The 11,891-nt window shown below is 65.5% G+C and carries 10 protein-coding genes; all 10 read left to right on the forward strand.

Features of this window, described 5'->3' with window-relative positions:
* Window positions 1-10 precede the first annotated feature (10 nt).
* The 10 genes from ACE3UG_RS10660 to flhB all read left to right on the forward strand — a co-directional run bounded on the left by ACE3UG_RS10660 (window position 11) and on the right by flhB (window position 11,889).
* Window positions 11-526, forward strand: coding sequence for a chemotaxis protein CheW (locus ACE3UG_RS10660; RefSeq protein WP_374623358.1), 516 nt, complete (start codon window positions 11-13; stop codon window positions 524-526).
* An 87-nt stretch (window positions 527-613) separates the two neighbouring features.
* Window positions 614-2,965 carry a methyl-accepting chemotaxis protein gene (locus tag ACE3UG_RS10665; RefSeq protein ID WP_374623361.1) on the forward strand — a complete coding sequence of 784 codons (2,352 nt, stop codon included), beginning with the start codon at window positions 614-616 and terminating at the stop codon, window positions 2,963-2,965.
* Between the two features lie 71 nt (window positions 2,966-3,036).
* Window positions 3,037-4,788 carry a methyl-accepting chemotaxis protein gene (locus tag ACE3UG_RS10670; RefSeq protein WP_374623364.1) on the forward strand — a complete coding sequence of 584 codons (1,752 nt, stop codon included), beginning with the start codon at window positions 3,037-3,039 and terminating at the stop codon, window positions 4,786-4,788.
* A 182-nt stretch (window positions 4,789-4,970) separates the two neighbouring features.
* Window positions 4,971-6,593 carry a methyl-accepting chemotaxis protein gene (locus tag ACE3UG_RS10675; protein ID WP_374623367.1) on the forward strand — a complete coding sequence of 541 codons (1,623 nt, stop codon included), beginning with the start codon at window positions 4,971-4,973 and terminating at the stop codon, window positions 6,591-6,593.
* A 39-nt stretch (window positions 6,594-6,632) separates the two neighbouring features.
* Window positions 6,633-7,574 carry a CheR family methyltransferase gene (locus ACE3UG_RS10680; RefSeq protein ID WP_374623370.1) on the forward strand — a complete coding sequence of 314 codons (942 nt, stop codon included), beginning with the start codon at window positions 6,633-6,635 and terminating at the stop codon, window positions 7,572-7,574.
* 1 nt (window position 7,575) lies between these two features.
* Window positions 7,576-8,250, forward strand: coding sequence for a chemoreceptor glutamine deamidase CheD (gene cheD, locus ACE3UG_RS10685; protein ID WP_374623372.1), 675 nt, complete (start codon window positions 7,576-7,578; stop codon window positions 8,248-8,250).
* On the forward strand, window positions 8,247-9,326 hold the full coding sequence (locus ACE3UG_RS10690) for a chemotaxis response regulator protein-glutamate methylesterase (protein ID WP_374623375.1): 1,080 nt from the start codon (window positions 8,247-8,249) through the stop codon (window positions 9,324-9,326). The genes cheD and ACE3UG_RS10690 overlap by 4 nt, the downstream gene beginning before the upstream one ends.
* 151 nt (window positions 9,327-9,477) lie before the next feature.
* Window positions 9,478-9,876 (forward strand): chemotaxis response regulator CheY, encoded by a 399-nt coding sequence (gene cheY, locus ACE3UG_RS10695; protein WP_150590129.1) that lies wholly within the window; start codon window positions 9,478-9,480, stop codon window positions 9,874-9,876.
* A gap of 53 nt (window positions 9,877-9,929) precedes the next feature.
* On the forward strand, window positions 9,930-10,553 hold the full coding sequence (gene cheZ, locus ACE3UG_RS10700; protein WP_374623705.1) for a protein phosphatase CheZ: 624 nt from the start codon (window positions 9,930-9,932) through the stop codon (window positions 10,551-10,553).
* Window positions 10,554-10,737: 184 nt separating this feature from the next.
* Window positions 10,738-11,889, forward strand: a complete 1,152-nt coding sequence (gene flhB, locus ACE3UG_RS10705) for a flagellar biosynthesis protein FlhB (protein WP_374623379.1) — start codon at window positions 10,738-10,740, stop codon at window positions 11,887-11,889.
* Window positions 11,890-11,891: the final 2 nt, after the last annotated feature.

Here is an 11,891-nt window from a genome sequence, read left to right on the forward strand (position 1 = left end):
GACGCGTCAGATGGACAACCTTTCGCAAAACCATGCCGTGTCGCGCCAGGGTGGCGCCATGCAAACCGATGGCGACGGCCAGGAGTTTCTCGTCTTCACGCTGGGTGAAGAGGAATACGGCATCGATATCCTGAAGGTGCAGGAGATTCGCGGCTACGACGCCGTCACGCGCATCGCCAACGCGCCCGATTTCATCAAGGGCGTGATCAATCTGCGCGGCATCATCGTGCCGATCGTGGACATGCGCATCAAGTTCCGTCTGGGCCGCGTCGAGTACGACACGCAAACCGTCGTGATCATTCTGAACGTGGCGGGTCGCGTGGTCGGCATGGTGGTCGACGGTGTGTCCGATGTGCTCACGCTTGCGCGCGGCGAAATCAAGCCGGCGCCCGAGTTCGGCGCACAACTGGCCACCGAGTACCTCACGGGGCTGGGCACGGTCGAAGGCCGCATGCTGATCTTGATGGACATCGAGAAGCTGATGACCAGCGACGACATGGCGCTCATCGAGCGTCTGGCGAGCTGAGTCCCGGCGTTATCGACGGGCCGAGACACCCGTAGCGTCACCCTACAGACATAACCCACCGACCAGCAGTCCACGGAGACCGAGCACGTGCGCGATAACCAGCCCGTTACCCAGAGCGAATTCGTCATCGGCGAGCATCAATACCTGATCTCACGGACGGACCTGAAGGGGCGGATCACGTATGCCAATCCCGCCTTCGTGGAGGTGAGCGGCTTTTCGCGCGACGAACTGCTCGGCGCGCCGCACAACATCGTGCGGCATCCGGACATGCCATCGGAGGCGTTCGGCGATCTGTGGGAGACGCTCAAGCGCGGCGATACGTGGACCGGGCTGGTCAAGAACCGTCGCAAGAATGGCGATTTCTACTGGGTGCTGGCGACTGTGACGCCGACGCTGGACAACGGTGCCGTGGTGGGCTACACGTCGGTGCGCGTGCGTCCGGAGGCGGGGGCGACGGCCCAAGCCGAGGCGATCTACGCGCGCTTTCGCAACGGGCAGGCGGGCAACTTGCGCATTCGCCGCGGCCAGATCGAGCGCGGCGGTCTCGCGGCACTGGCCCGCAAGGTGCGCGTCGACACACTGCGAGCGCGCTTGACCGGCATCATCGTGCTCGGCGCGGTCCTGCTCGCCATGGTTGGCGGGCTGGGCATATGGGGCTTGTCGAGCAGCAACGCGAAGTTGCTCAACGTGTATCGGAACGGCATGGTGCCGGTGAGCACGCTGGCCGTGATCGGTCAGAAGCTCGACCGCGACGTATTGCTCGTGGCCGAAGCCGTGGGCAGCCCGAACCTCGATGCCATGAAGCGTGCGGGCGACGAAATCACCGACAGTCTCGACGATATCAACGCGCAGTGGGCCGAGTACATGAAGTCGGTCGATCCGGGCACGCGAGCGCAGGCCGAGCGCTTCAACGTGATTCGCCAGCGCTTCACGAGCGACGGCCTGCAAAAGACGGTCGAGATGCTCAAGGCCGGTTCGGCCGAAGGCGCGCAACAAACTTACCTCGAAAAGGTCAAGCCGGCGTACGGCCCGATGCGCGACGAGTTGAACGTGCTGACGCGCCTCGAACTCACGCAGGCGACCGACCTGTATCAGCAGTCGCAGAAGGAGTACACGGTCGTGCGTGCGGCCACGGCGGTGGCCGTGATCGGCGGCATCGTCGTGCTGTTCGTCCTTGGCAGCATTCTGCGCCGCGCGATCAATCGGCCGCTGCGCGTGGCGCTCGCGATGTCGAAGCAGATTGCGGCGGGCGACCTCACCGGTCGTGCGCAAGGCGCGGGCCGCGACGAAGTCGGCCAGTTGCTCTTCAGCCTCACGGTCATGAAGAACAGCCTGCTGTCCATCGTCTCGGATGTACGCGAAGGCGTTGAATCGATCAACGTGGCGTCGCGCGAAATCGCGGCGGGCAACACCGATCTGTCGGCGCGTACGGAGCAACAGGCCGCCTCGCTGGAGCAGACGGCATCGTCGATGGAGCAGCTCACGGCCACGGTCAAGCAGAACGCCGACAACGCCAAGCAGGCGAGCGCGATGGCCGTCAACGCCTCCGAGATCGCCGCGCGCGGGGGGCAGGTGGTCGGCACCGTGGTCGATACGATGCAGGGAATTTCCTCCAGCTCGCACAAGATCGTCGACATCATCAGCGTGATCGAAGGCATTGCGTTCCAGACCAACATCCTCGCGTTGAACGCGGCGGTGGAAGCGGCGCGTGCGGGCGAACAGGGCCGTGGCTTTGCCGTGGTGGCGGGCGAAGTGCGCACGCTGGCGCAGCGCAGTGCAGCGGCGGCCAAGGAAATCAAGGTGTTGATCCAGGACTCGGTCGGCCGGGTGGAGAACGGCTCGGCGCAGGTTGCGCAGGCCGGTCAGACGATGGAAGAGATCGTGCAGGCCGTGCGGCGCGTGACCGACATCATGGGCGAGATTTCGGCGGCATCCAGCGAACAGTCGGGCGGCATCGAGCAGGTCAACCGGGCCGTCACGCAGATGGACGAAGTCACGCAGCAGAATGCCGCGCTCGTGGAAGAAGCAGCGGCGGCTGCCGGGGCGCTCGAGGATCAGGCGCATCGTTTGCGCGACGCCGTGTCCGTCTTCCGTGTCGGCGACGCCCTCAAGGAGGCGGCTGGGGCGCACAGCGCGACCGTGCAGCAGAACACGTCGGCGGTACGTCAGGCGGGCGCCGCCACGCCTGCGTTATCGGTCGCAACGCCTGCGCTATCGGCCGCCGCACCGGCAAGGGCCAGTGCAGGCGCAGGTGCGGCGCGTGCCGTCACGCGTCGCGCGCCGTCCCCCGCGCCGGAAGCCCCCGCTGCATTCGGCGCACAGGAAGACGCTCGGGTGCTGCAACTGACGGCGCGTCGCAGCAAGACGCCCGCCACCGGATCGACGGCGGCAACGCCGGGCGCCGCGTCGAGCGACCCGGGCGATTGGGAAGAATTTTGACGTTTCGTTGACTGAGATGATTGAGATGGGTATGCCGGCCGCAGGCCGGTCTTCACGGGGTAGAGATCGTTATGTTTAAGAATGTCACCATCCGGGCCCGGCTGACGCTGGCGCTGGGACTCTTCATGGTGCTGCTGGTCGTCGGCGCCGCGGTGGGTCTCGTTTCGCTGCGGCAAAGCAACGAGTCGCTGCGGCAGATCTACACGAACGATATGGCGTCGTCGAACGCACTCGCGCGAACGACGATCTCGACACTGGCGGCGCGCGTGACGCTCTCGCGCATCGAATTCATTGCCGATCCGACCGAGATCAAGTCGGCGATCGAGCGCGTTCGCCAGAATCTCAAGGCGGCCGACGACGCCTGGGCCACCTACGCTGCGCTTCCGATGAGCGACGGCGAGAAGGGCTCGGCCGACGCGGTGATCTCCGCGCGCGGAAAAGTGGTCAACGACGGTATCGTGCCTGCGCTCAAGGCCATCGAATCGGGCGATATCCCCGACTTCCATGCCAAGACGGTCATGGATGTGCCGCGTCTGTTCAGCGACTACACGAAGGCCGTGACGATCTTGGCCGATCTGCAGGCAAAGAAGGCCGCAGAGCGCTACGCCGAAGCCCAGGCCCGCTACACGATGGTGATGTGGATGGTGGCGATCGGCCTGGCGGTCGGCCTGATCGTCGGCGTCGTCACGCAGATCACGCTCACGCGCGCGGTCGTCGGCCCTATCGACGACGCCATCAAGCACTTCGAACGGATCGCCGGCGGCGACCTCACGCAGCGCATCGAGGTCTGGAACGACACCGAGACCGGGCGGCTGTTCAAGGGCGTGAAGCATATGCAGGACAGTCTCGTGCGCACCGTGACGGAAGTTCGCTCGGGCACGGAGTCGATCACGTCGGCGGCGCAGCAGATTGCCGCAGGCAACACCGATCTGTCGGCGCGCACCGAGCAGCAGGCGGCATCGCTCGAAGAGACGGCATCGTCGATGGAGCAGCTCACGGCCACGGTCAAGCAGAACGCCGACAACGCGCGTCAGGCGAGCCAACTGGCCGTCACCGCTTCGGACATCGCGGCGCGCGGCGGCGATGTCGTGGGGCGCGTGGTGGGCACGATGCAAGGCATCTCGACGAGCTCGAGCAAGATCGTCGACATCATCAGCGTGATCGACGGGATTGCGTTCCAGACGAACATCCTCGCGCTGAACGCTGCAGTGGAAGCCGCCCGTGCGGGCGAGCAGGGCCGTGGCTTTGCGGTGGTGGCGGGCGAAGTGCGCACGCTGGCGCAGCGCAGTGCGGCGGCGGCGAAGGAAATCAAGGAACTGATCGAAGATTCCGCCCACAAGGTGCATGACGGCTCCGCCCTCGTCGAGCAGGCCGGTCAGACCATGGAAGAGATCGTGCAGGCGGTCAAGCGCGTGACGGACATCATGGGCGAGATCTCGGCGGCGTCCAGCGAGCAGTCGGGGGGGATCGAACAGGTCAACCGGGCGGTGACGCAGATGGACGAGGTCACGCAGCAGAACGCCGCGCTCGTCGAAGAAGCGGCGGCCGCAGCGGGCTCGCTCGAGGAGCAGGCCAATCGCCTGAAGTCGGTGGTCTCGGTGTTCCGTCTGGACGCGAGCCAGACCGCAGCAAGCCACGCGGCGCCGGCACCGGTGGCACGCCCGGTCGCGAAGAAGGCGGCCGCGCCCACGACGCTCGCTTCGGCACCGGCCCCGAAGGCCGCGCCCGCAGCGCCGCGCAAGCCGGCCCCGGCCGCTGCCGCCCCGGCGGCGAGCACCCGCACCGGCACGGACGACGCCAGCGGCGATTGGGAGACCTTCTGAGCAGGCTTCGCGCGCTCACTCGGGTCACCAGGTAACACTTTATTGGAACGGTGCACGCGTCACTTCCCGGAGCGGAACGAGCCGGAATCGACGGGGCGCGTGTCGGCAAGTGGCAACAATCGGCAAGACGAAAGCCATCGTGCGCATTGCGCCGCGATGCGCCGGTAGTGGAGGGTCACATCATGATGCGAATGAGTCTCAAGGCAAAACTCTGGTCCGCGCTTGCGCTGATGTGGCTCGGTCTTTTGATTTTTGGCGGCTGGGCGGCCTGGCATGAACGCAGCACGATGGAGTCGGAACGGCGTGCGGCGGTGGAGAACATCGTCACGAGTGCCGACGGCATCGTGCGCGACTACGCGGCGCAGGCGGCCGCGGGCAAGATCAGTGTCGACGAGGCGAAGCAGCAGGCCATGGCCCGCCTGAAGACCATGCGTTATGGCGACAGCGGTTATCTGGTCATCTTCAACACGAAGCCGGTCGTGCTCATGCACCCGACGCTGGCCGACCTGGTGAACAAGGACGTCTCGAACTACAAGGACTCGAACGGCAAGCTGCTCTTCGTCGAAATGGCCCGCGTCGCCAAGGAAAAGGGTTCGGGCTTCGTCGATTACTACGGCCGGGTCGCGGGCAGCGACAAGCGCCTGGCGAAGCTTTCGTTCGTGAAGTACTTCGCCCCCTGGGACTGGGGCGTGATGAGCGGCGTGTATGTGCAGGATATCGACGAGGCGTTCTACAGCACCTTGATTCGCTACGGCATTGCACTGCTCGTCATCGGCGCCATCGTGACCGCCGCCATGATCGCGATCATTCGCAACGTGCAGCGCAGCCTCGGCGGCGACCCGGAGTACGCGGCCGACATCGCGCATCGCATTGCGAGCGGCGATCTGCAAAGTCATGTGAACGTGGCGCCGGGCGATAGCAGCAGCCTGCTCTACGCGATGCAGGCCATGCAGCACACGCTGGCCGAGACCATCGGGCAAATTCGTGACGGGACGGAGTCGATCACGACCGCTGCGCACGAGATCGCGGCGGGCAACACCGACTTGTCGGCACGCACCGAACAGCAGGCGGCGTCGCTCGAAGAGACGGCATCGTCGATGGAGCAGCTCACGGCCACGGTCAAGCAGAACGCCGACAACGCGCGTCAGGCGAGCCAGCTTGCCGTGACCGCGTCGGAGATCGCCACGCGAGGGGGGCAGGTCTCGGGGCAGGTGGGCGCGACGATGGACGGCATCTCGACGAGTTCGAGCAAGATCGTCGACATCATCGGCGTGATCGACGGGATTGCGTTCCAGACGAACATCCTTGCATTGAACGCTGCGGTGGAAGCCGCCCGTGCGGGCGAGCAGGGCCGTGGCTTTGCGGTGGTGGCGGGCGAAGTGCGCACGCTGGCGCAGCGCAGTGCGGCGGCGGCGAAGGAAATCAAGGCGTTGATCGAAGACTCGGCCCGCCGCGTTCAGGACGGCACGGCACTCGTGGCGCAGCAACGCCAGACGATGGGCGAGATCGTGCAGGCGGTCAAGCGCGTGACGGACATCATGGGCGAGATCTCGGCAGCCTCTGCCGAGCAGTCGAGCGGTATCGAGCAGGTCAACCGGGCCGTGGCGCAGATGGACGAGGTCACGCAGCAGAACGCGGCACTGGTCGAAGAGGCGGCAGCGGCGGCCGGGGCGCTGGAATCGCAAGCGCATGACCTGCGCTCGGCGGTGTCGGTGTTCCAGACCCGTGGCGAGGGCGCGGGCGTGCATGCGATGGGCGCGACACGTCGCGCGCCAACGCTGCAAGCACTCGCGCGCGCGGCATAGCGTGAGCGACCGACCGCTGCCTTGGCAAAGTGAGACAACATGAGTGATTCGCGCAACCCCTCGCCTCCGACCCGCCGGACTGCCGCAGGCAGCGACGGCGACGTCGGCTCGCGCAGTGCGGAATTCGCGCGCGCGAGCGGCGCGGCGCTCTCGGGCGAGCGCGACTTCACCTTCTCGTTGACCGACTTCGGCCGCATCCGCAATCTGATTTATCAGCGCGCCGGGATTGCCCTGGCCGAGCACAAGCGCGAGATGGTGTACAGCCGCATCGCGCGGCGCTTGCGCGCGCTCGGCATGACGAGTTTTACCGACTACCTCGACCTGCTCGAGGCCGACACCGGCAGCCCCGAGTGGGAGTCGTTCACCAACGCGTTGACGACCAACCTGACGTCGTTCTTCCGCGAAGCGCACCATTTCCCGTTGCTCGCCGACTTTGTCCGTCATCGTGCCAAGCCGATCTCGATCTGGTGCTGTGCGGCGTCGACGGGCGAAGAGCCTTACTCGATTGCGATGACGCTCGTCGACACGCTCGGTGCACGACCCAATGCGAGTGTGCTGGCCACCGATCTCGACACGCAGGTGCTTGAACGGGCGTCGACCGCCGTCTACAACGGCGAGCAGACCGGCAAGCTCTCGCCGGAGCAATTGCGCCGTCATTTCCTGCGCGGCACGGGCGCGAACGCGGGCAAGATCAAGATCCGTCCCGAACTGCGGCAGCTGGTGACGTTCGAGCCGCTCAACCTGCTGGCGCCGTCGTGGCAGATTGGCGGACCGTTCGACGTGATCTTCTGCCGCAACGTGATGATCTATTTCGACAAGGCCACGCAGGCGCGCATTCTCGAGCGGTTCGTGCCCTTGCTCAAACCCGACGGGCTGCTCTTCGCCGGGCATTCCGAGAACTTCACCTATGTGAGCCGGGCGTTCCGACTGCGCGGGCAGACGGTGTACGAACTGGCCGGCACGAGTCCACGAGGAGCCTGATATGACGCAGCCGCTGGCCGAAGCCCTCGCGACCAATCACTACTTCGATAACGCGTTCAATACGCAGGCGGTGAAGTTGCTGCCGTCGGAGTATTACGTGACCACCGACGACGTCATGCTCGTGACCGTACTCGGCTCGTGCGTGGCCGCGTGCGTGCGCGACAGCGTCACCGGCATCGGTGGCATGAATCACTTCATGCTGCCGGATGACGGCGAGAGCGAGCGCGACCGTATACTCTCGGCGTCCATGCGCTACGGTGCGTATGCAATGGAAATGCTCATCAACGAGCTCATCAAGCTCGGGGCACGGCGCGAGCGACTCGAAGCGAAGGTCTTCGGCGGCGGCGCGGTGCTGGCGGGCATGACCACACTGAACATCGGCGACCGCAATGCGAACTTCGTGTTGCGCTATCTCGAGATGGAGCAGATTCGCGTGACTGCGCAGGATCTGCTCGGACCGCATCCGCGCAAGGTGTGTTTTTTGCCGCGCACCGGACGGGTGATGGTCAAGAAGCTGGGCGACCGGGGCGATCCGGCCATCGTTCAGCGCGAACAGGCGTACGCGCAGCGTCTGCGCGCACGCGAAGTACGGGGCTCCGTAGAACTCTTTGCGCCACCGGCCAGAAATGCCAAGCCTCGGCCGGGGCCTGACAACCGACAAATGGAGGGGGCTTGAGCGAACCCATCAAAGTCCTGTGCGTGGACGATTCCGCACTGGTGCGCAGCCTGATGACCGAGATCATCAATGCGCAGCCGGACATGACCGTTGTAGCGACCGCACCCGACCCGCTCGTGGCGCGCGATCTGATCAAGCAGCACAACCCGGACGTGCTCACGCTCGACGTGGAAATGCCGCGCATGGACGGGCTCGACTTCCTCGAGAAGCTCATGCGCCTGCGTCCGATGCCGGTGCTCATGGTGTCGTCGCTGACCGAGCGCGGCTCCGAGGTCACGTTGCGCGCGCTCGAATTGGGTGCGGTGGATTTCGTGACGAAGCCGCGTCTGGGCATTCGTGACGGCATGCTCGAATATGGCGAGATGATTGCCGACAAGATCCGTGGCGCAGCCCGTGCCCGGGTGCGCAGCGCGCCGCCCAAGAGCGCGGTGCCCGTGCCGGTGGAAGCTGCACCGATGCTGCGCAACCCGCTGGTGTCGACGGAGAAGCTGATTATCATCGGCGCGTCGACGGGCGGAACGGAGGCGATCCGGGAGGTGTTGGTCCCGATGCCGCCGGATGCTCCGGCGATTCTGATTACCCAGCACATGCCGGCGGGCTTCACCAAGTCGTTCGCGCAGCGCCTGAACGGGTTGTGCCGCATTACGGTGAAGGAAGCGGAGCATGGCGAACGGGTATTGCCGGGCCACGCGTACATCGCGCCGGGTGGCGACACCCACCTGCAGCTCTCGCGCAGCGGCGCCAACTACGTGGCGTTGCTCGACCCGGCACCGCCGGTGAATCGACATCGGCCGTCGGTCGATGTATTGTTTCGCTCCGCAGCCGTTCACGCCGGGCGCAATGCGATCGGCGTGATTCTCACCGGCATGGGCCGCGACGGTGCGGCCGGTCTGGTGGAGATGCGCCAGGCCGGGGCGCATACGTTCGCGCAGGACGAAGCGAGCTGCATCGTGTTCGGCATGCCGCGCGAGGCCATTGCGATGGGGGGGGCGGAAGAAGTGGTGCCGCTGCACGAGATGGCGCGCAAAGTGCTGCATCAGGTTGCGAAATTTGGCGAACGTACGCAGCGCGTTTAGGGTGACCAGACCCTAATAGGGCGCTTTTTGGCGTTTTTTCGCCGTATGCTTCGCGTCGATTTGCGCACACACTCAGGGCATTGAGTGAAGGCGAAGTTTGCGCATGAATATCGCCGGCCCCCAGTGGGGCGCCGGCCGAATTGGAGTGATGATGGTAGACAAGAACTTGAAATTCCTGGTCGTCGACGATTTTCCGACGATGCGCCGGATTGTGCGAAACCTGCTCAAAGAGCTGGGGTTCTCGAATGTCGACGAGGCGGAGGACGGTGCGGCGGCGCTGGCCAAACTGCGCGGCGGCAGCTTCGAATTCGTGGTCTCGGACTGGAACATGCCGAACATGGATGGCCTGACGATGCTCCAGCAGATCCGTGCCGATCCGAACCTCGCCAAGCTGCCGGTGTTGATGGTGACGGCCGAAGCGAAGAAGGAAAACATCATCGCGGCTGCCCAGGCCGGCGCTAGCGGATATGTCGTCAAGCCGTTCACGGCCGCGACCCTCGACGAGAAGCTGGGCAAGATCTTCGAGAAAATGGAAAAAACGGGGGCCTGAGCGTGACCCAAGAGGCGAGCACTGAATGGCCGGGTGAGCCCAACGGCGCTTACGTGACCGGCGAAGCCGATCCGGCCGAGCGCATGCTCATGCGCATCGGGCAGTTGACGCGCATGCTGCGCGACAACCTGCGCGAACTCGGTCTGGACAAGCAACTCGAGCAGGCGGCCGAAGCGATTCCCGACGCCCGTGACCGTCTGAACTACGTGGCCACGCTGACCGAACAGGCGGCCGTGCGTGCGCTCACCGCTATCGAACTGGCCAAGCCCCTTCAGGACCGCCTCGAAGCGGACGCCAACGCGCTCGACGAACGCTGGGCCAAGTGGTTCGACCAGCCGCTCGAACTCGACGACGCGCGCAAGCTCGTCGCAGAGACACGCACCTATCTGCGCCGCGTGCCCGAAGACACCCGTGCGACCAACCATCATCTGTTGGAAATCATGATGGCGCAGGACTTCCAGGACCTGACCGGGCAGGTCATCAAGAAGATCATGGAGGTCGTGCAGGAGATCGAGAAGCATCTGCTCCAGACGCTGCTCGACAACATGCCGCCCGAGAAGCGCAAGGAGGCCGAAGACTCGCTGCTCAACGGGCCGCAAGTCAAGAAAGACGGTCGCACCGATATCGTGGCCGACCAAGGGCAGGTCGACGACTTGCTCGCCAGCCTGGGCTTCTGAGGCCGCGCCGCGCCCGCCGGCGGACCGGTTGCCGGAGCGCGTTTCCGGTGCCGGGCCGGCCACTTCTCGGGCGCGGGCGCGAATTACCGCCCAATCCCGCCTCTATTCCCGCCTTTGTGACTTGACGGTTACGGCCATAATCGGTCGCGATGGGGTGGGTTCGTCCACCCGCGGTGGATAGGGCATGGCTGAGGAAAGCGATCTCGAAAAGTCGGAACCTGCGTCTCCCCGGCGCCTTGAAAAGGCGCGCGAGGAGGGTCAGGTTGCGCGTTCGCGCGAGTTGTCCACGTTCGCCTTGCTGGCGGCCGGCGTCGGCGGCCTGTGGATGTCGGCCGATCGCATCTCGCAAGGCTTCGCGCAATTGATGCGCCACGGCATGCAGTTCGAGCCGGCCACCGCCCTCGACACGCACCGCATGCTCTCGAACGCCGCGCACTCGGGCGCCGACGCCCTGATCGCCATTGCCCCGCTGCTCGGCGTGCTCGTGCTCGCGGCGATTGCCGCCCCGATGGCACTGGGCGGCTGGCTCTTCACCACCCAGTCGCTTGCCCCCAACTTCGGCCGCCTGAACCCGCTCAAGGGGCTGGGGCGCATGTTCTCCATGCAGGGGGTGGTCGAACTGATCAAGGCGGTAGCGAAGACCGTGCTCGTGGGCGCCGTCGCCTACTGGGCGATTGCCCGCGACCGCGACGCCGTCATGGGGCTCATGACCCAGTCGCCGCGCGCGGCACTGCCTTATGTCGGCGAGTTGATCGCGGTGTGCTGCGCGTTCATCGTGGCGTCGCTGCTGCTGGTGGCCGCCATCGATGTGCCGTTCCAGCTTTGGCAACACTACAAGAAGCTGCGCATGACCAAAGAGGAAGTGCGTCAGGAAAACAAGGAAAACGAAGGCGATCCGCATCTGAAGGCGCACATCCGTCAGTTGCAGCGTCAGACGGCGCGCCGTCGCATGATGCAGGACGTCCCCAAAGCCGACGTGATCGTGACGAACCCGACGCACTTCGCCGTCGCGCTCGAATACAAGGACAACATGCTTGCGCCGCGCGTGCTCGCCAAGGGGGCGGATCTGGTCGCGCTGCGCATTCGCGAGATGGGCGTCGAGCACAACATTCCGATTCTCGAGGCGCCGCCGCTGGCGCGGGCACTGCACGCGCACGTGGACATCGGTCAGGAAATTCCGGCCACGCTATACACGGCTGTGGCCGAAGTGCTGGCGTGGGTCTTCCAGCTTCGCCGCTGGCGTGCCGAGGGGGGCGTGGCGCCGCGCGCCCCGTCGGAACTCCTGGTGCCGGCCGAACTCGACGCGCCGCGGCGCGCCGGGGCGAAACGAGTGTAACG

The sequence above is a fragment of the Pandoraea sp. genome, from assembly GCF_041919235.1.
Taxonomy (GTDB): Bacteria; Pseudomonadota; Gammaproteobacteria; order Burkholderiales; family Burkholderiaceae; genus Pandoraea.

Bases quoted from the DNA above. Each gene is read 5' to 3' on its own strand.
- ACE3UG_RS10660 (WP_374623358.1), top strand. From the start codon at position 11: ATGGACAACCTTTCGCAAAACCATGCCGTGTCGCGCCAGGGTGGCGCC.
- ACE3UG_RS10670 (WP_374623364.1), top strand. From the start codon at position 3,037: ATGTTTAAGAATGTCACCATCCGGGCCCGGCTGACGCTGGCGCTGGGA.
- ACE3UG_RS10675 (WP_374623367.1), top strand. From the start codon at position 4,971: ATGATGCGAATGAGTCTCAAGGCAAAACTCTGGTCCGCGCTTGCGCTG.
- ACE3UG_RS10680 (WP_374623370.1), top strand. From the start codon at position 6,633: ATGAGTGATTCGCGCAACCCCTCGCCTCCGACCCGCCGGACTGCCGCA.
- cheD (WP_374623372.1), top strand. From the start codon at position 7,576: ATGACGCAGCCGCTGGCCGAAGCCCTCGCGACCAATCACTACTTCGAT.
- cheY (WP_150590129.1), top strand. From the start codon at position 9,478: ATGGTAGACAAGAACTTGAAATTCCTGGTCGTCGACGATTTTCCGACG.
- flhB (WP_374623379.1), top strand. From the start codon at position 10,738: ATGGCTGAGGAAAGCGATCTCGAAAAGTCGGAACCTGCGTCTCCCCGG.